Here is an 18,705-nt window from a genome sequence, read left to right as displayed (position 1 = left end):
CGGCCGGGTGCTCGTAACACCCGGTTCGGCCGCTTTACCGGCTCGCGCCGGATTTCTTGCGCTGGATGGGCACGACCTTGCCGGTGTCGGCGCGCAGCCCGTCCAGGTAATCGGCCCACGCCTGCATCATCTTCTGCCGCTCCGGCAGGTGCTGGGCCTTGTTGTAGACGCCGGCGACACCGGGCTCCCGGTGCGACAGCTGACGCTCGATGGCGGCCTTGTTGAACCCGAGCTCGTTGAGCAGCGTCGACGCCATGTGGCGGAAGCCATGCCCGGTCATCGCGTCCTTGTCATAGCCCATGCGACGCAACGCGGCGTTGATCGTGTTGTTGCTCAGCGGGATCGAGGTGTTTCGTGCGCCCGGGAATACGAGGCGCTTCTGTCCGGTCAGCGGCTGCAGCTCTTCAAGGATCGCCACGGCCTGAGTCGACAGAGGCACGACGTGCGGCGGCGTGTTGGGGTTCTCCTTCTCGGCCTTGCGCAGCTTGCGGCGCGCGGCCGGGATCACCCAGCGCGGGCCGTCCTTGTGCTCGAGCTCGATCTCCTTCCATTCCGCCGCCCGAATCTCACCTGGGCGGACGAACACCAGCGGAGCCAGACGCAGCGCACAGCCCACCACGAATGTCCCCTCGAACCCGTCGATGGCCCGGAGGAGCTCGCCCACCTTGGTCGGGTCGGTGATGGAGGCGAAGTTCTTTTTCAGGGGCGACGGCAGCACGTCGCGCAGGTCATGGGCCGGGTCGCGACTGGCGCGCTCAGTGGCCACCGCGTAACGGAAGATGCGGCTGATTTCCTGCCGCAGGCGGTGCGCCTGTTCGATCGTGCCGCGCTTCACCAGTCGCGCGAGCACCGGCTTCAGTTCGGCCACGCCGATGTCGGAGATGGGCAGCTTCCCGAGCCACGGATAGGCATGGTTCTCGAGGCGGTCGCGCTCCTTGCCCAACTGCGAGGCCGTCCAGTCGTGCCCCTTCATCTCGAGCCACTCTTCGGCCACGGCCTTGAACGTATTGTCCGCCGCGACCTTCGCGCGCAGCTTCTCGCTCTGCCGATTGGCGGACGGATCCACGCCCTGGTTGAGCAGCCGGCGCGCATCGCCACGACGCTCGCGCGCTTCCGCGAGGCTGACCTCCGGCCACGCGCCCAGCGACAGCATCTTGGCCCGGCCAGCGAACCGGTAGCGATAGCGCCACAGCTTCGATCCGGTAGGCGCAACCTCGATGCACAGGCCTGCGGAATCAGCCACGCGGTAGAGGCTTTCCTTCGGCTTCAGTGCACGCAATGCCTTGTCCGTGAGCACGCAGACCTCGTGAGTAGATGGGTCCTGGCGACCCGTGAGTAGGTCGCCCTACTCCCGAATCTACTCACACTCGCGACGGGATGCAATGGGACGCTTGGGAACCCTTGGGGCCCCGCATCGACGGGATTCCGCGTGGAATCGTTGCTGTTTGGGTCGGTCTCGGACCCTTTGGGATTGCGATTTGGTGGGTCGTGATGGATTCGAACCATCGACCAGCGGATTAAAAGTCCGATGCTCTACCGACTGAGCTAACGACCCATCGCGGCCCGGCCTTGCGCCGGGTCGTGCATTCTAGCGCAGCGGCGCGCGCGATGCAGGTGAACCCGCACGACGTCCGGACCGGGCGGCACCGATGCCGCACTGCCCGATGCCGCGTCAGACGTAACGGGTCGGATCCACCACGCCCGCCACCGCGAAGCCCTCCGCCCGCAACCGGCACGCATCGCAATGCCCGCAGGCGCGGCCGGCTTCGTCGGCCTTGTAGCACGACACGGTCTGCGCGAAGTCCACGCCCAGGCGCACGCCCTCGCGCACGATGTCGGCCTTGCTCATGAACTGCAACGGCGCGTGCACGCGCAGCCCCGCGCCTTCCACACCGGCCTTGGTGGCCAGGTTGGCCAGCCGCTCGAAGGCGGCCACGAACTCGGGGCGGCAATCCGGGTAGCCGGAATAATCGACCGCGTTGACGCCGCAGAAGATGTCGTTGGCGCCCAGCACCTCGGCCCAACCCAGCGCGATGGACAGCATGATGGTGTTGCGCGCCGGCACGTAGGTCACGGGGATGGCGTCCTTGGCCGCGGCCTGCCCCACCGGGTGGCCGTCGGTGTCCAGCGGCACCTCGATGTCGTCGGTCAGCGCCGAGCCACCGATGCTGCGCAGGTCCACGTTGACCGTCTTGTGCGCCACCGCGCCCAGCGCCTTGGACACGCGGTCGGCGGCATCCAGCTCGGACGTGTGGCGCTGACCGTAGCTCACGCTCAGCGCGTGCACGGCAAACCCCTGCTCGCGTGCGATCGCGATGACGACGGCGGAGTCCATGCCTCCGGATACCAGGACAACGGCCTTCTTCATTCAATACTCCATCGGACCGGCCGCATTGGCACGGCCCCGAACGGACAACAACGGTACGACGCTGCCGGGCTCAACGCCCCGGCTCGTCGTTCCACAGGATCTTGTGCAACTGCAGCTGGAAGCGCACCGGCAAGCGGTCGGCGACGATCCAGTCGGCCAGCGCGCTCGGGTCCACCTGGCTGAAGCTGGGCGAGAACAGCACGTCGCAGGTCTGCGTCAGCTTGTGCTCGGCGACGATGGCCTTGGCCCAGTCGTAGTCCCCACGGCTGCAGATCACGAACTTGACCTGGTCGTGCGCGGTCAGCAGCGGCAGGTTGGACCACAGGTTGCGCGCGACTTCGCCAGAGCCCGGCGTCTTGATGTCCAGCACGCGCGACACGCGCGGGTCGACCGGGCCGATGTCGATGGCGCCGGAGGTTTCCAGCGAGACGTCATAGCCTTCGTCGCACAGGCGCCGCAGCAGCTCCACGCAGCGCTTCTGCGCCAGCGGCTCGCCACCGGTGACGCATACATGGCGCGCACCGTGCTGTGCCACCTCGGCCAGGATCGTGTCGAAGTCCCACCACTGGCCGCCGTGGAAGGCGTAGGCGGTATCGCAGTACTGGCAGCGCAGCGGGCAGCCGGTCAGGCGCACGAAGACGGTCGGCCAGCCGATACTGCGCGACTCGCCCTGCAGGGACAGGAAGATTTCGGTCAACCGCAGCCGCTCGGGCGACGCCGCGGCCGCCTCGGGGGAAACGGTGCTCATCCGGGCATTTTAGCGCGTGCGGCTGATCCGGCCGAGTTCCAGTGCCCGCAGGCGGTCCTGGGCCACGCGTGCGGCGTCGGTGCCAGGGTAGCGCGACACCACCGTGCCGAAGGTGCGCTCGGCGGCATCCAGCTGCTTCAGGCCCTGCTGGGCCAGCCCCAGCTTGAGCAGCGCACCCGGTGCCTTGTCGTGGGTCGGGTAGCGGTCCACCAGCGTCTGGAACTGCTCGCGCGCCGGTTCGTAGTTCTGGGTGACGTAGTAGCTCTCGCCCAGCCAGTACAGGGCGTTGGGTGCGTAGACCCCATTGGGGTACTGTTGCAGGAAGGCTAGGAACTGGCTGGAGGCGTCCGCCGAGCGGCCGGCCTTCAGGGTCGCGAAGGCGGCATCGTAGGCCGCGCGCTCGCCGGCTCCTTCACGCAGCTTGCCGGCATCGCCGTAGACCGCCGGTGCGGCTTCGGCCGGCACCGGCTTGCTGGCGGCGGCCGTCGGTTTGGCGGCAGGTACACCCGCCTTCGGCGGGGTCGCCGGCGCGGCAGGCATGCCCCCCCCTTCCAACCGGTTCACCCGGTCATCCAGGTCCAGGTACTGGCGCTTCCCAGATTCCTGGAGCTGCTGGGTCAGTTGCTGCAACTCCTCGACCTGCGCACGCAGCGCCTGCACTTCGGCCTTGAGCTGGTTCACTTCGTTGAGCAGCTGCACGTTGGCCTGGTTGTCGCCGGCCCGCTGTTCGAGTAGCGCCACGCGGTCGGCCAGGCTTGCGCGCTGCGCCGACGCGGGGGTGGCGGCCACGAGGGCCGCCACCAGGGTTGCACTGACAAGAAGTCCGCGCATTCCTTTCATCACTTCGCGGTGTAGATGATCTCAACGCGACGGTTCTTGGCCCAGCAGTCCTCGTTCGAGTCCTGGCAGGTCGGGCGCTCTTCGCCGTAGCTGGTCACCATCTGCTGGCTGGCCGAGCCACCGTTGGCCTGCATGGCCGACGACACGGCGTTGCCGCGGCGCTCGCCCAGGCCCATGTTGTACTCGCGGCTGCCGCGCTCGTCGGCGTGGCCTTCCAGGGTCATGCGAGCGGTCGGGCGGTCACGCAGGTACTTGGCGTGGCAGCCGACGGCGGCCTGGAACTCCGGACGCAGCACGTCCTGGTCGAAGTCGAAGTAGATCACGCGCTGGCGCAGGCAGGCGTCCGTATCGAGGTCGGCGGGGCCGTACATGCCGGTGCTCGGCGCCGGGGTGGGTTCAGCCGGGACTTCGGCCGGGGCGGGTTCGGCCGGCGGGGCTTCTTCCTTGACCTTCTTCGAGCAGGCGACGGCGGCCGTGCAGAGCACGGCGAGAAGGGCGATACGGACGGTGCTGTTCATGATGACTCCTCGTCAAAGCATGGTGCGGGGTGGATTGAGCGGGGCCTTCTGGCCCAACCGGTTAGAACAGGGGTTGCCTCGCTTCCATGCGGCTCATTGCGCGGCCTGGGCCCGGTACGGACCCCAGGCGGGTTCGCGGACGTCTCCGCCCGAGAGCACCAAACGCTGGCGGACGCGCGCATCGGCCGAGACGGCGTACAGCACGCCGCGGTGCCCCTCGCGGGCCGCATACAGCACCATCGAGGCATTGGGCGCGAAGCTGGGCGACTCGTCCAGCGAGCCCGGCGACAGCGTACTCCAGCGCGGTGTGCCGAAGCTGGCGTCCATCATCGCCACGCGGTAGTTGTTGCCGGCGCCCTGGGCAGTGGCGATCTTCTTGCCGTCGGCCGACACGGTGGCACTGGCGTTGTAGGTGCCCTGGAAGGTGACGCGACTGGCGCTGCCACCGCTGGACGACACCTTGTAGATCTGCGGGCGGCCGCCGCGGTCGGATGTGAAGTACACGCTGCCGCCGTCGGCGCTCCACTCCGGCTCGGTGTCGATGCCGAAATGGTTGGTCAGCTGGGTGAGCGCGCGGCTGCCCAGGTCCATCACGTAGATCTCCGGGTTGCCGCTGCGCGACAGCGTCATCGCCATGCGACGACCGTCAGGCGAGAACGCGGGCGCGCCATTGATGCCGCGGTAACGGGCAATGGACTCGCGCTGGCCGGTGTTGATGTCCTGGACAAAGATGGTTGAGCTTCCGTTCTCGAAGGTGACGTAGGCCAGGCGGTTGCCATCCGGGCTCCACGAGGGCGACAGGATCGGCTCGGACGAATTGACCACTGCCTGCGGGTTGTAGCCGTCGCTGTCGGCGACCATCAGCGCGTAGCGCGCGCCCTTGCCCACGCCCGAGGCGGTGACGTAGGCGATGCGGGTGAAGAACGCGCCGCGGATCCCGAGGATCTTCTCGTAAACCGCATCGGCAATCTGGTGCGCCACGTCACGCATCGCGTTGCTGCGCGCCGTCATGGCGAAGCCGAGCAGGCGCTGCTGCTTCGCAACATCGAACAGTTCGTACTCCACGCGGTAGTTGCCCATGCCGCCGTCCAGGACGCGGCCCACCAGCAGGTAGTCCTGGTTGAGGGCGCGCCAGGTGGGGTAGTTGACCTCGCCGCCGCGGCTGGGGCGCTCGATCAGGTCGCGCTCCGGCAGGCCGCGGAATTGGCCCGACCGCTCCAGGTCGGCCTTCACCACCGCGGCGACATCGGTGTCGGGCGCCCCGGCACTGCCCTGGTACGGCATCGGCACGACGGCGATGGGCAGGGCGGCAGCGTTGCCGCCGATCACGTCAATCTCCAGGCCCTGCTGCTGCGCAGCCGCGGCGAAGGGGAGCAGGAGGGCGAGCAAGGCGGCCCACCAGGGCGTCGTTCGATTCATCGGCAGTCCATCCGGGGGAATATGAACAGTCCTAACAGCTTGGCCGTGAACGCGGCCTCAAAGCTGAACAAAACCCGAATCCGGCCGTCTGGAAGGGCCGGATCGGGGCGGCGGTCAACGATCCTGGGCGCGGAAGTTGATGGTCAGGTTACGGTTGAATACGGCCTCGAAGCCGGCATACGGCAACGGATCGGCCTTCAGCACGGCACGCTTGATCGACTCCTGGCCCGCCTCGTCGTAGGCACACGGGGAAGCCACCTGCACGTCCATCACGTTGCCGCCGGGGAGCTGGCGGATGACGAGACGGCAGGGTGCGCCCGCCGGCACGGACTCCGGGCGGGTCCACTTGGCGTTGATGGCGGCCTGCAGGGCGGCGATGTACTGGGCCAGCAGGCCCTGGTCGACGCCACCACCGCCGGCACGGGCTCCGCTGGCCCCGGCATCCGACCGCGCGGCTTCCTCCGAGGCGCTCGATGCGCGGGCGTCGGCGATTCGCTGCAACTGCGCCTCTGCCACCTTGGCGTCACGCGCGGCGAGTGCGCGCAGGCGCTTGATTTCCGCCAGCTGCTTCTGCCGCTCTTCTTCCTGCTTGGCCAGGCGCTGCTTGCGCTCCGCGTCTTCCTGGCGCTTCTGCTCGGTCAGGTCCACCTGCTCCTGGCGGCGCTTGGCCTCCTGCACCTGGGTCTGGGTGGTCGGGTTCGGCGTCGGGCGGTCGACCACCGCGTCCTGGTTGCGGTCGTCCGGGTTGGCCAGCAACTCCTGCGGCGCGGTCTGCTGCGGCGCCACCTCTTCCTGCGGCACGGGCTCGGGCAGTGGCTGCAGCTCGGGCGCGACCTCCTCTTCGACCGGTTCGGGCAGCGGCGATTCGACCACCGGCTCGGGCCGGTTGGCCAAGGTGCGCTGCATGGCCTGCGACAAGTCGCTGGCGTCGACCAGCTCCGCACCCACAGGCCCGCCCGCGGCCGACGCAGGTCGCTGGGTCTTGGTCCACCACAATCCGGCAAACATCGCCAGGAACATCACTGCGTGCAGCAGCAACGCCATCCCGATCGCGCGCGAGGTATCGGCGCGGGTTTCCCTCATCGTGCGGCGTCCTGCTTGGGCTGGCTCATCAGGCCCACCTTCTCCACGCCGGCGCGCTGCAGCAGCACCATCGCGTCCATCACCCGCTGGTAGTTGGCGGTGGCGTCACCGGCCACGTACACCGCGGCCTTGGGGTCCTGGTTGACGATGGCCCGCAGCTTGGCTTCCAGCGCCGGCGCGGTGACGGCCTCGTTGCTGCCCGCCTCCACCGCCAGGAACAGGTTGCCCTCACGGTCCACGCTGACCACGATCGGGTCCTTCTTCTCCTGGATCGACTTGGCGTCGGACTGTGGCAGGTCGATGTCCACGCCCAGGTTGAGCAGCGGCGCGGTGACCATGAAGATGATCAGCAGCACCAGCATCACGTCGATGTAGGGGACGACGTTGATCTCGGCCTTGAGCTTGCGCTTGCGGCGGCGCCCGGTTGTGCCAGCCATGGATCAGGCCTCGTCGAGGTGCGACTGGCGCTGCAGGATCGAGGAGAACTCCTCGGAGAAGGCGTCGTAGCGCACCGCGATGCGCTCGACCTTGGTGGCGTAGCGGTTATAGGCCCACACTGCCGGGATCGCGGCGAACAGGCCCATCGCGGTGGCCACCAGCGCCTCGGAGATGCCCGGCGCGACGGTGGCGATGGTCGCCTCCTTCAGCTGGGCCAGGCCCTGGAACGAGATCATGATGCCCCACACCGTGCCGAACAGGCCGATGTATGGGCTGATCGAGCCGACGTTGGCGAGGAATTCGAGGTTGTGCTCCAGTCCGTCGATCTCGCGCGAGGTGGTGGCGCGCATGGCGCGCTGCGCGCCCTCCAGCTGGGTGCGCGGGTCCGCGCCCTTGCGCTGGCGCACGCGGTTGAACTCGCGGAAGCCGGCTTCGAAGATCGCCTCCATGCCGCCGACGTCGCGGTTGCGCTCGGTGGCGCCGGCATAGAGCTTGGAGAGCTCGGCGCCGGACCAGAAGCGTTCCTCGAAATGTTCGGCTTCCTTGGCGGCCCGGTCCAGCACGCTCTTCTTGCGGAAGATGATGGCCCAGGACGCGACCGAGGCCAGCAGCAGGATTCCCATCACCAGCTGCACCGGCAGGCTGGCGTGCAGGATCAGCTGCAGCAGGTTGAGCCCGTTGTCGCCCGCGGCCACGGCGGCACCCGCGGCGTCGGCGACCGTGCTGGCAGGCGCTTCTTCGGGAAGGGCTTCGGCGGTGGCCTGCAGCGCGGTCAACAGGTAGGTCATGCGTGGTTCTCCGTGCCCCGTGGGGCCTAGCTGGCGCGGCGTGGATTACGCCGACGGTGGTTCTTCGGTGTCTTGCAACGAATGGGCCTGCAACTGGGCCAACAACGGCTGCGGGATGCCCCGCGGCCGGAAGCTGTCCGCGTGCAGGGCGGCGATCCGGACCTGCGCGGTGAGCAACAGTTCATCGCCACGGCGGATGGACTGCGCGAACACCAGGCTGGCTTTGCGGCAATCCTGCACCGCCGCGGTGACGGACAATGCATCATCCAGCCGCGCCGGCTTGAGGAAGTCGATCTCCATCGCACGCACCACGAATACGAGGCCGTATTCGTTGCGCAACAGTTCCTGCCCGTAGCCCTGCTCGCGCATCCATTCGGTACGGGCCCGCTCCATGAAGGCCAGGTACTGCGCGTGGTAGACCACGCCACCTGCGTCGGTATCTTCCCAGTAAACGCGTGCAGGCCAACTGAACGAAGGCTCAATCGCCATCGGCGTCACTTCCAAATAGCCCACCCGTTCCCGTTTTCGGTTTCAGTCCGATCTGGCGATACGCCTTGGACGTCGCCATGCGGCCGCGGGCGGTGCGGATCAGGAAGCCCTGCTGGATCAGGTACGGCTCAATCACGTCCTCCAGCGTGCCACGCTCCTCGCTCAGCGCGGCGGCCAGCGACTCGACCCCCACCGGGCCGCCGTCGAACGACTCGATGATGATGCGCAGCAGGCGGCGGTCGAGGTCGTCGAAGCCCTCGGGGTCCACCTTGAGCATGGCCATGGCGGCGTCCGCGGTGTCGCGGGTGATGCCGCCGCCGGTCTTGACCTGGGCGTAGTCGCGTACGCGACGCAACAGGCGATTGGCGATGCGCGGGGTGCCGCGCGAGCGCCGGGCGATCTCCGCCGCGCCCTCGGGGTCGCAGGCGATGCCCAGGATCTGCGACGACCGGCGCACGATGCGCGTCAGCTCCTCGGCGTCGTAGAACTCCAGGCGCTGGACGATGCCGAAGCGGTCACGCAACGGCGCGGTCAGCAGGCCGGCGCGCGTGGTGGCACCGATCAGGGTGAACGGCGGCAGGTCGAGCTTGATCGAGCGGGCGGCCGGCCCCTCGCCGATCATGATGTCGATCTGGTAGTCCTCCATCGCCGGGTACAGCACTTCCTCGATGGCGGGCGAGAGCCGGTGGATCTCGTCGACGAACAGCACGTCGTGCGGCTGCAGGTTGGTCAGCAGCGCGGCCAGGTCGCCGGCCTTCTCGATCACCGGGCCCGAGGTCTGGCGCAGGTTGACCCCCAGTTCGTTGGCGATGACGTGGCTGAGCGTGGTCTTGCCCAGGCCCGGCGGGCCGAAGATCAGCACGTGGTCGAGCGCCTCACCGCGGCCCTTGGCGGCCTCGATGTAGATCTTCATCTGCTCGCGCACGGGGGCCTGGCCGAGGTACTCGTCCAGCCGTTTGGGGCGGATGGAGGCTTCGATCGCCTCGTCTTCGCGGGTGGCGCCGGCGGCGATGATGCGTTGGTCGTTCATGACCGCCATGGTCGCATTTTTGTTTTCCGCGCGTCAGATCTCGACCTGCGCCCCCAACTCCACCAACCGGTTGCCCGGGATGCGGAAGAAGCCGGTGGCCGGCGCCGCATTGCGGTGCATGAAGGCAAAAATGCGGTCACGCCACACCGGCATGCCGCGGTGCGCGCTGGCCACCACCGTTTCGCGGCTGGCGAAATAGGTGGTATCCATCGGGTCGAAATACATCCCGCCCTTGTCGCAGGAACGCATCAGCGCCAGCGGCACGTCCGGCGTTTCCATGAAACCGAAGCGGACCAGCACCCGATAGAAATCGTCGCCGATGGAGTCCATTTTCAGCCGCTTGTCCTTCGGCGCATAGGGCACCGTCAGCGTCTCCACGGTAAGGAACACGTTGCGCTCGTGCAGCACCTTGTTGTGCTTGAGGTTGTGCAGCAGCGCGTGCGGCACCACGCCCGTCTGCGCCGTCATGAACACCGCGGTGCCCGGCACCCGCACCGGCGGCGCCAGCATCAGCCCCGGCAGGAAGCTGTCGAGCTGGATGCCTTCCTTCTGGATCTCGGCGTGCAGCAGCTCGCGGCCACGGCGCCAGGTGCGCAGCAGGGTGAACACGATCAGGCCGAGCATCACCGGGAACCAGGCGCCATCGAAGAACTTGGCGCCGTTGGCGATCACGAAGCCCACGTCGACGATGAAGAACACCACGCAAAGCGGCAACACCCACAGGCGCCACTTGGGCCACAGCGCGTTGGCCACCAGCGCCAGCAGCAGGGTATCGATCAGCATCGTCGCCGACACCGAGATGCCGTAGGCCGAGGCCAGCGCGGTCGAACTGCGGAACATCAGCACCACCGCGATCACCATGATCATCAGCAGCCAGTTGATGTACGGGATGTAGATCTGGCCGATGGTGGCACTGGAGGTGTGCTTGATGCCCATGCGCGGGATGTAGCCCAGCTGCATGGCCTGCCGCGCCACCGAGTAGGCACCGGTGATCACCGCCTGCGAGGCGATCACCGCCGCCGCGGTGGCCAGCAGGATCATCGGGTACAGGGCCCACTGCGGCACGGCCTCGAAGAACGGGTTGATCACCGCATCCGGGTGCTCGAGCACGAACGCGCCCTGCCCCAGGTAGTTCAGCATCAACGACGGCAGCACCAGGATGTACCAGCCATAGCGGATGGGCTTTACGCCGAAGTGGCCCATGTCCGCGTAAAGGGCCTCGCCGCCGGTCACCGCCAGCACCACCACGCCCAGGATCAGCACCGAATGCGCACCGTGCTCGAGAAAGAAGCGCGCGCCCCACATCGGGTTGAGCGCCTTGAGCACTTCCGGCGCGTCGATGATGTTGTGGATGCCGATCGCGGCCAATGACAAGAACCACAGCGAGGTGATTGGCCCGAACACCTTGCCGACCTTCTCGGTGCCAAAGCGCTGGGCCACGAACACCGCCACCAGGATCAGCAGGGTGATCGGCACGATGTACTCGTGCAGTCCCGGTGCGGCGACCTCCAGGCCTTCCACGGCGCCCAGCACCGAAATCGCCGGGGTGATCACGCTGTCGCCGAAGAACAGCGACGCGCCGAAGATGCCCAGGATGCCGACCACGTAGGCCGACTTGCCGCCCTTGGGCAGGGTGCGCTGGGCCAACGTCATCAACGCCATGATGCCGCCCTCGCCTTCGTTGTCGGCGCGCATGATGATGCTGACGTACTTGAGCGTCACTACGATCATCAGTGCCCAGAACACCAGCGACAGGATGCCCAGCACGGTGTCGTGGTTGCCAACCAGGCCAAAGTGCGGCGAGAACGCTTCCTTCAAGGTGTACAGCGGGCTGGTACCAATGTCGCCAAAGACGACGCCAATGGCGCCGACGACGAGACCGGCCAGCCCCTGCTTGCCGTGACCGTGGGAGCTGTCGTGCGATGCCGGGGTGGCGGGAACAGTGGAGGCCATGGAGTTGTCTGCTTGGAGGGCGGCCGTCCTGGCCACCGACAGGTCAGCGAAGCGCGGACTTTAGCGCTTTGCGGATGATGGTGGCGGCATCGTCGCCGGCTTCGGTGGCATCGCGGGCCATGCGCACGGCCTCGGCCGGCTTGTAGCCGAGCTGCTGCAGGGCGATGACCGCTTCGGACTGGGCGTCGGCGGGCGCGCCGGGCACGTTGAGGGTGGCGCCGGCGCCGGCCAGGTCGGCGGCGCGGTCGCGCAGTTCCACCACCATGCGCTCGGCGGTCTTCTTGCCGATGCCGGGGATGCGGGTCAGCGCGGTGATGTCGCCGGCCTGCACCAGCCGGGCGAACTCGTCCACAGACACGCCCGACAGCACCGCCAGCGCGATCTTCGCGCCGATGCCGGTGACCTTCTGCACGTCGCGGAACAGGCGGCGCTCGGCCTCGCGCAGGAAGCCATACAGCGACACGCTGTCCTCCTTCTGCGCGTAGTGGGTGAACAGCGCCACCTCGCGGCCGAGGTCGGGCAGGTCGTAGAAGGTGCTCATCGGCGCCTCCAGCTCGTAACCCACGCCGTGCACGTCCACCACCAGCCACGGCGGCTGCTTGTGCACCAGGATGCCCTTGAGTCGTCCGATCATGCGGTCATGTTCCCTTGCGGCGCAGCAGCGCGGTGGCCACGCCGGTGCGTGCGGCGGTCTCGCGCATGTGCGCGTGGGTGAGTGCGATGGCCAATGCGTCGGCCGCGTCGGCCTGCAGCTTGACCGCCGGCAGGTTGAGCAGCAGGCGCACCATGTGCTGCACCTGGTCCTTGTCCGCGGCACCGCGGCCGACCAGCGACTGTTTGACCACGCGTGGACCGTATTCGGCGATGGGCACCTTGCGCCGCACCACCGTGGCCAGTGCGGCACCGCGCGCGTGGCCCAGCTTCAGCGCCGAGGTCGCGGACTTGTCCATGAACACGCTTTCGATCGCCACTTCCTGCGGCTGCCATTCATCCAGCACGCGTTCCAGGCCTTCGCACAGCAGCCCCAGCCGCGACGGGAAATCCTCGGCGTCGAGCAACACGAGAGCCTCGCAGTGCACGTAGGTGCAGCGGCCGCCGGGCGCGACATCAATGATGCCCACGCCGGTGCGCTGCGAGCCCGGGTCGATGCCGAGGATGCGGGTCACGTCATGGCCGACGCCGTCAGGCGTAGGCGTCCTCGCCCAGTTCGGCGTTGGAGTAGACGTTCTGCACGTCGTCCAGATCCTCCAGCCAGTCCAGCAGCCTGGCCACCTGCTGCGCGGTCTCCCCGGCGACGGCGATGTCGTTGTCGGCGCGGTAGGTGACTTCGGACTGGTCGGCCTTGAGGCCGGCGGCGTCCATCGCATCGCGCACTGCAGCGAAGGCGTCGGGCGAGGTCAGGACGTCGATCGAACCGTCTTCCGGATACACGACGATGTCATCGGCGCCGGCTTCGATCGCGGCTTCGGTGACCTGTTCCTCGTTCGCGCCGGGGGCGAAGCTCAGCACACCGGTCTTCTTGAACATGAAGGCCACCGAGCCGTCGGTGCCCAGGTTGCCGCCGAACTTGCTGAAGGCATGGCGCACGTCGGCCACGGTGCGGACCTTGTTGTCGGTCAGGCAGTCGACGATCACCGCCACGCCACCGGGGGCGTAGCCCTCGTAGCGGATTTCCTCGTAATTGACGCCTTCCAGCTCGCCGGTGGCCTTCTTGATGGCACGCTCGACCACGTCCTTGGACATGTTGGCGCCCAGCGCCTTGTCGATGGCCACGCGCAGGCGCGGGTTGTTGCCCGGGTCGCCACCGCTGGTGCGGGCGGCCACGGAGATTTCACGGATGATCTTGGTGAACATCTTGCCCCGCTTGGCGTCCTGTGCGCCTTTGCGGTGCTGGATGTTGGCCCACTTGGAATGGCCAGCCATAGGGATCTGCGGTCCTGGGATGGAATGTTGCAGCGCGGAATTATAGGCCCGTCCGCGGCTGCGTGCTGTCCGTCACGCAACGGCACCGGGCGGAGACGGGTCGCGGGGCCCGCCAAAGCGCCCCTCCCCGAGAAACTGCAAGGCCAGTTGGGCGGCCTCGTCCGAGAACAGCAGGCCGGAATGGCTGGCCGGAATCACCGCGTGGTCGGACAGGCCCGGCAGGCGGGTTTCGGTGACGGCCACGGTGCCGTCACTGGGGCCGGGGAACTGGCCGAACATCTGCCCCAGCCCCATCGGCCGGTCGCCGGCAACCACGCCGACCTGCGCACGCCCGTGCCAGTCCCGGCACCCCGCGCGCAGCAGGTCGGCCGACCGGCCCAGGCAAGCGGCGCCCAGCGCGCGGCTGGCCAACCCCTCGGCGGCGGCACTGCCGGCCAACGGGGAGCCCAGGCAGACCACGCGCCCAACCGGCAGGTCGGGGTAACGCTGCAGGGTCCGCAGGGCCAGCAGCCCGCCCAGGCTGTGCGCCACCACGTCGGTGGGGGTGCGCAGGGCTTCGGCCAACGCTGGGATCACCGCGTCGGGACCGCGGGTCACCGGCGCGTACCCGAACAGATGCGGGGCGTAGCCGGCCTGGCGCAGTCGATGGGCGTGCCAGCGCATTGACGCACGGGGCAACCACAGGCCGGGCAACAGCAGTACCCGCCGGCCGGCAGTGCCCTCGATCGATGCGGTGCCACGCAGGCTCATCGCGCGCCCAGTTCGCGGCGCAGCCAGTCGTCGAGCAGGCGCTTCTCGAACCGCAGCGGATCGGTGTCGAGCGCGCCGGATCGCTGCAGGAAGCCGACGTCGACCAGGCGCCGCTCGCCTTCGGCCACCACCGCGCCGCTGCCATCCAGGTGGCGGAAACGCAGGTGGATGCGCGGCGGGTAGATGTCGCGGACGACGCGGAAGTCACTGCCCGCTGGCGTGCGGCCGGGCTCGTATTCGCCCGCGCGATTCACGTCAAGCAATTCGACGTCCAGACGGTGCCCCGGCGGCAGCAGGCGCTCGGCCTGCTCGCGCAGATATTCGGCCAATGGCCGGATCCAGGTGCCGCGATCCACGGTCATCGCACCGAAGGTCGGCTCGGAGAAGCCGGCCGGGTCCTGCCAGGACACCGTCACCGGCCCCTGTGCGGTCAAGGCGCCGGCACCCACGGCCTCGCGCGTGCTGGCGCAAGCACAGGCCAGCAACGCGGCGGCCAGCGCCACACCCAACCCATGCATGGGGAATGCTTGTCGTCCCATCGCCCTGCTCCTCGTGGTGGGCCTGACGGGATTGTGCACCCAAACCCGTTAGCGCGGAGGCAGGCGGCGCAGGATGAATTCGTGGTCGCGGACGCGGCCCACGGGGAACTCGTAGTCGCCCACGTGCTCGAAGCCGGCACGGGCGTAGAAGCGCTGTGCGCCAAGGTTCTCGGACCACACGCCAATCCACACCGTGCGTGGGCCGTCGCGCTCCAGCCAGTCGAGCACGGTCTTGAACAGGCGACCACCCCAGCCGCCGCTCTGGTGCGACTTCAGCACGTAAAGCCGCTTGAGCTCGCCGTCACCGGGGCGGACATCCGGATGCGGGAGACCGCAAGGACCGGCGGCCGCATGGCCGACGGCCACGCCGTCGTCCTCGAGCAACCACACCGCATAGTCCGGGTGGGCGAGGATGACGCGCTGCTTGTCCACGTCGTAAGCATCGGCGAGGAACGCAGCGAGATCCTCCGGCGGATACATGTGGCCGAAGGTCTCGATGAAGGTACGACGCGCTAGGTCCGAGAGGACCGGGGCGTCGTCGACGGTGGCGCGGCGGATCGTGGGCATGGGCGTGGGAAGTGTCATCTGCCGGCGGCCAGCGCGCTGCAGGCGCCACTGCCCGCCGACGACGGACGCGAAGACTCAGGCCTTGTCTTCTTCCTCGTACTCCTCGTCTTCCTCTTCTTCCTCGTCCTCGCCTTCTTCCTCTTCTTCGTCCTCGTCGTACTCGTAGTCGTCCTCGCCGAAGTCCTCGCCGTCCCAGCGGCCTTCGCCGTCCGGAACGAATGCCAGCGACATGGCATTGGCGGCAGTGCCCACGCGCACCAGCCAGCCGCCGAACACGCGGGCGCGCTCGGTCACCAGGGTGGCGTCGGCGCCTTCATTGGCCAGTTTTTCCCACTGCAGGGCGAAAGCGGTTTCGGTCATTACGGTCAACTCCGGGTCGGTTGCTGATCAGGTCCTGGCGGGCCAGGTCAAGCCTTGGGGCGCACCTGCACGTGCACTTCCGCCAGCTGCGCGTCGGGGATCGGCGACGGCGCATCGGTCATCAGGCACTGCGCGGTGGTGGTCTTGGGGAAGGCGATGACGTCGCGGATCGACTCGCTGCCGGCCATCAGCGCGGCGATGCGGTCGATGCCGAAGGCGATGCCGCCGTGCGGCGGCGCGCCGTACTTCAGCGCGTCGAGCAGGAAGCCGAACTTGCCCGCGGCCTCCTCGGCGCCGATGCCCAGCAGCTCGAACACCGCCGACTGCATCGCCGAGTTGTGGATGCGGATCGAACCGCCGCCGATCTCGTTGCCGTTGAGCACCATGTCGTAGCCACGCGACACCGCGGTCTTGGCATTCGCGCGCAGATCCTCGATGGAATCCACGGCCGGCGCGGTGAAGGGGTGGTGCAGCGCCACGTAGCGGCCTTCCTCCTCGTCCCACTCGAACATCGGGAAGTCGGTCACCCACAGCGGCGCCCAGCCGTCGGCGACGAGGTTGAAGTCCTTGCCGGCCTTGAGGCGCAGCGCGCCCATGAAGTCGCTGACGGTCTTGTACTTGCCGGCGCCGAAGAAGGCGATGTCGCCGTTCTGCAGGCCGATGGCCTCCAGCAGTGCCTTGAACGCGTCTTCGCTGAAGAACTTGGCGATCGGCGAATTGATCGCACCGGCCTCATCCAGCTTCACGTAGGCCACGCCCTTCGCGCCGTACTTGGCGGCGTGCGCGGCGTACTCGTCAATCTGCTTGCGCGACAACGACGCGCCGCCCGGGATACGCAGCGCAACCACGCGGCCATCGGCATCGTCGGCGGCATCGGTGAAGACCTTGAACTCACAGCCCTTCACCAGCTCGGCCACGTCGACGAACTCCAGCGCAATGCGCAGGTCCGGCTTGTCCGAGCCGTAGCGGCGCATGGCCTCGGCGTAGGTCATGCGCGGGAACTGGGCGGCGAGCTCCACGTCCATCACCTCGCGGAAGACGTGGCGGATCATGTCCTCGGTGAGATCCTGCACGTCGCGTTCGGCGACCCACGCGAATTCCATGTCGAGCTGGGTGAACTCGAGCTGGCGGTCGGCGCGCAGCGCCTCGTCGCGGAAGCAGCGGGCGATCTGGTAGTAGCGGTCGAAGCCCGCCATCATCAGGATCTGCTTGAACAGCTGCGGCGACTGCGGCAGCGCGTAGAACTCGCCGGGGTGCATGCGCGCCGGCACCAGGAAGTCGCGCGCGCCTTCCGGCGTGGCCTTGGTCAGGATCGGGGTCTCGATGTCCTGGAAGCCGCGCGCGTCGAGGTAGTGGCGCAGCGCCGACACCAGCCGGGTGCGGGTGCGCATCTTGCGCTGCATTGCGGGGGTGCGCAGGTCCAGGTAGCGGTACTTGAGGCGGATGTCCTCGCCCGGGTTCTCGTGGGCGTGGAACGGCAGCGGCTCGGCCTTGTTGAGCAGCTCGATCTTCGTCGCGACCACTTCCACCTTGCCGGTGCGGATCTTGTCGTTGACCGCGTGGCGGGCGCGGACCACGCCGGTGATGCGCAGGCAATCCTCGTAGCCCACGGCCGCGGCCGCTGCGATGACTTCGGCGTTGCCGGCGGTGGCCGCATCGGGCTCGGCGACGATCTGGACGATGCCCTCGTGGTCGCGCAGGTCGATGAAGCACAGGCCGCCAAGGTCGCGGGCGACGTCGGCCCAGCCGCACAGGGTGACGGTCTGGCCGATCAGCGCCTCGTCGACGAGGCCGCAGAAGTGGGTACGCATGCAGAACTCCGGGTGGGGGTTGCGGCGGCGGTCAGGCCGCTGGGTCGGCGTGACGCCGACAAACACGCCATTTTAACTGGTAGCACGCCGTACTTGCGCCACCGCGTCGGGACCGGCCTCGCAGGCCGACCGCGTGGCCGGGCGGGCGCCGGGCGCCCGTATGGATGACTGGAGGAGCCCATCATGAAGCGTAACCTGTCGATCCTGCTTGCCTTGCTCTGCCTGCTTGCGCTCGCGCCGGCCCTGGCCCAGGCCCCCCGCGCCTATGCCCCGGAGAACCTGCGCACTCTTTCCTACAACGACCAGGTCCGGGTCATCAGCCTGGAGTACGAAGATCAATCCGGCGGCCGCCGCATCCCTGACGACCAGCTGCGCTTCTACCTTGACCAGGTCAACCGCTCCAACTGGGGCTTCAGCCGGATCAAGTCCGACATTGCCCAATCCCTGCGCGGCAGCGCCCCGCCACCTTCCAGCGGCACGCAGACCATGCGCTGCGAAAGCACGGACGGCCGGGGGCACACGTGCCGCACCCCGTGGCAGGGCCATTCGCGATTGGTGCGCCAACTGTCGCGCGGCGATTGCGTTGAAGGGCGCACGTGGCAGTCGCAGTGGGGGCAAGTGTTCGTCAGCGGTGGTTGCCGCGGCGAATTCGCGGAATCCCACGACGCACCCGGCGCTGGCGGAAACCGGGTGGTCTGCGAGAGCACCGGCTCGCGCCCGAGGACCTGCCCCACTCCGTGGCGCGGCAGCTCACGGCTGGAGCGGCAGTTATCCAGCGCCCCATGCACCCAGGGCCGCACCTGGGGTTCCAGCCGCGGCGAGGTCTGGGTGGACGATGGTTGTCGCGGCGTCTTTGGACCGGGGCAGGGCCAGGGTTGGGGCCCGGGCGCCTACTCGGTCACCTGCGTCGCCAGTGGCCCCGGTCATACCACCTGCGCCTGGGATCGCAGCCGTGGCCGGCCGTATGTGATGGAGTTGCTGCCGAATGCCCGCTGCGTCGAGCGGCACAACTGGGGCTATGACGATCGCGTCGGGCTGTGGGTCAGCGGAAATTGCCGGGCACGGTTCGGCGCGCGCTGAG

The 18,705-nt window shown here is 68.2% G+C and carries 21 protein-coding genes and 1 tRNA gene; 1 reads left to right on the top strand and 21 read right to left on the bottom strand.

What is annotated here, in order from left to right; genetic code table 11:
- Positions 1-34: 34 nt before the first annotated feature.
- The 21 genes from N800_RS07970 to aspS form a co-directional block, all read right to left on the bottom strand.
- Positions 35-1,297, bottom strand: a complete 1,263-nt coding sequence (locus tag N800_RS07970; RefSeq protein WP_036136779.1) for a tyrosine-type recombinase/integrase — start codon at positions 1,295-1,297, stop codon at positions 35-37.
- A 182-nt stretch (positions 1,298-1,479) separates the two neighbouring features.
- Positions 1,480-1,555 (bottom strand) — tRNA-Lys (locus N800_RS07965).
- A gap of 117 nt (positions 1,556-1,672) precedes the next feature.
- The gene (gene queC / locus N800_RS07960; RefSeq protein WP_036136778.1) at positions 1,673-2,368 is read right to left on the bottom strand and encodes a 7-cyano-7-deazaguanine synthase QueC; all 696 of its coding nucleotides are present in this window, start codon (positions 2,366-2,368) and stop codon (positions 1,673-1,675) included.
- A 70-nt stretch (positions 2,369-2,438) separates the two neighbouring features.
- A complete protein-coding gene (queE, locus tag N800_RS07955; protein ID WP_036136777.1) occupies positions 2,439-3,116 on the bottom strand; it encodes a 7-carboxy-7-deazaguanine synthase QueE in 678 nt (225 codons plus the stop codon).
- 9 nt (positions 3,117-3,125) lie between these two features.
- Entirely contained in the window at positions 3,126-3,947 is an 822-nt protein-coding gene (gene ybgF / locus N800_RS07950; protein ID WP_036136776.1) for a tol-pal system protein YbgF, read from the bottom strand.
- 8 nt (positions 3,948-3,955) lie between these two features.
- Positions 3,956-4,474: a peptidoglycan-associated lipoprotein Pal gene (gene pal, locus N800_RS07945; protein ID WP_036136775.1), complete on the bottom strand. Its 519-nt coding sequence runs from the start codon at positions 4,472-4,474 to the stop codon at positions 3,956-3,958.
- 93 nt (positions 4,475-4,567) lie between these two features.
- Complete coding sequence (gene tolB / locus N800_RS07940) at positions 4,568-5,893, bottom strand: Tol-Pal system beta propeller repeat protein TolB (protein WP_036136774.1); 1,326 nt, start codon at positions 5,891-5,893, stop codon at positions 4,568-4,570.
- A 114-nt stretch (positions 5,894-6,007) separates the two neighbouring features.
- Complete coding sequence (gene tolA / locus N800_RS07935) at positions 6,008-6,976, bottom strand: cell envelope integrity protein TolA (RefSeq protein WP_036136773.1); 969 nt, start codon at positions 6,974-6,976, stop codon at positions 6,008-6,010.
- Entirely contained in the window at positions 6,973-7,413 is a 441-nt protein-coding gene (tolR, locus tag N800_RS07930; RefSeq protein ID WP_036136771.1) for a protein TolR, read from the bottom strand. The genes tolA and tolR overlap by 4 nt, the downstream gene beginning before the upstream one ends.
- 3 nt (positions 7,414-7,416) lie before the next feature.
- A complete protein-coding gene (gene tolQ / locus N800_RS07925; protein ID WP_036136770.1) occupies positions 7,417-8,202 on the bottom strand; it encodes a protein TolQ in 786 nt (261 codons plus the stop codon).
- Between the two features lie 45 nt (positions 8,203-8,247).
- The gene (gene ybgC / locus N800_RS07920; RefSeq protein WP_036136769.1) at positions 8,248-8,691 is read right to left on the bottom strand and encodes a tol-pal system-associated acyl-CoA thioesterase; all 444 of its coding nucleotides are present in this window, start codon (positions 8,689-8,691) and stop codon (positions 8,248-8,250) included.
- Complete coding sequence (gene ruvB / locus N800_RS07915; RefSeq protein WP_036136767.1) at positions 8,681-9,721, bottom strand: Holliday junction branch migration DNA helicase RuvB; 1,041 nt, start codon at positions 9,719-9,721, stop codon at positions 8,681-8,683. Before ruvB ends, ybgC begins: the two co-directional genes overlap by 11 nt.
- Before the next feature lie 33 nt (positions 9,722-9,754).
- Positions 9,755-11,674 (bottom strand): potassium transporter Kup, encoded by a 1,920-nt coding sequence (locus N800_RS07910; protein WP_036136765.1) that lies wholly within the window; start codon positions 11,672-11,674, stop codon positions 9,755-9,757.
- 43 nt (positions 11,675-11,717) lie between these two features.
- Complete coding sequence (gene ruvA, locus N800_RS07905) at positions 11,718-12,308, bottom strand: Holliday junction branch migration protein RuvA (protein ID WP_036136764.1); 591 nt, start codon at positions 12,306-12,308, stop codon at positions 11,718-11,720.
- Between the two features lie 4 nt (positions 12,309-12,312).
- Positions 12,313-12,840 (bottom strand): crossover junction endodeoxyribonuclease RuvC, encoded by a 528-nt coding sequence (gene ruvC / locus N800_RS07900; protein ID WP_036136763.1) that lies wholly within the window; start codon positions 12,838-12,840, stop codon positions 12,313-12,315.
- A 16-nt stretch (positions 12,841-12,856) separates the two neighbouring features.
- Entirely contained in the window at positions 12,857-13,597 is a 741-nt protein-coding gene (locus N800_RS07895) for a YebC/PmpR family DNA-binding transcriptional regulator (protein ID WP_036136762.1), read from the bottom strand.
- Between the two features lie 72 nt (positions 13,598-13,669).
- Positions 13,670-14,347, bottom strand: a complete 678-nt coding sequence (locus N800_RS07890; RefSeq protein WP_052108046.1) for an esterase/lipase family protein — start codon at positions 14,345-14,347, stop codon at positions 13,670-13,672.
- Positions 14,344-14,886: a DUF3016 domain-containing protein gene (locus N800_RS07885; protein ID WP_084087351.1), complete on the bottom strand. Its 543-nt coding sequence runs from the start codon at positions 14,884-14,886 to the stop codon at positions 14,344-14,346. The genes N800_RS07890 and N800_RS07885 overlap by 4 nt, the downstream gene beginning before the upstream one ends.
- Positions 14,887-14,934: 48 nt before the next feature.
- Positions 14,935-15,453 carry a GNAT family N-acetyltransferase gene (locus N800_RS07880; protein ID WP_036136758.1) on the bottom strand — a complete coding sequence of 173 codons (519 nt, stop codon included), beginning with the start codon at positions 15,451-15,453 and terminating at the stop codon, positions 14,935-14,937.
- 75 nt (positions 15,454-15,528) lie between these two features.
- Positions 15,529-15,813: a hypothetical protein gene (locus N800_RS16070; RefSeq protein WP_036136756.1), complete on the bottom strand. Its 285-nt coding sequence runs from the start codon at positions 15,811-15,813 to the stop codon at positions 15,529-15,531.
- A 47-nt stretch (positions 15,814-15,860) separates the two neighbouring features.
- Positions 15,861-17,624, bottom strand: a complete 1,764-nt coding sequence (gene aspS, locus N800_RS07870) for an aspartate--tRNA ligase (protein ID WP_036136753.1) — start codon at positions 17,622-17,624, stop codon at positions 15,861-15,863.
- Between the two features lie 183 nt (positions 17,625-17,807).
- Here aspS and N800_RS07865 point away from each other — a divergent pair, with 183 nt between their 5' ends.
- Positions 17,808-18,704: a DUF3011 domain-containing protein gene (locus N800_RS07865; protein WP_036136751.1), complete on the top strand. Its 897-nt coding sequence runs from the start codon at positions 17,808-17,810 to the stop codon at positions 18,702-18,704.
- Position 18,705: the final 1 nt, after the last annotated feature.

Source organism: Lysobacter daejeonensis GH1-9 (assembly GCF_000768355.1).
Lineage (GTDB): Bacteria > Pseudomonadota > Gammaproteobacteria > Xanthomonadales > Xanthomonadaceae > Aerolutibacter > Aerolutibacter daejeonensis.
The sequence above is the reverse complement of the archived record's forward strand: the minus strand, read 5'-3'. Positions and strand labels throughout refer to the sequence as shown.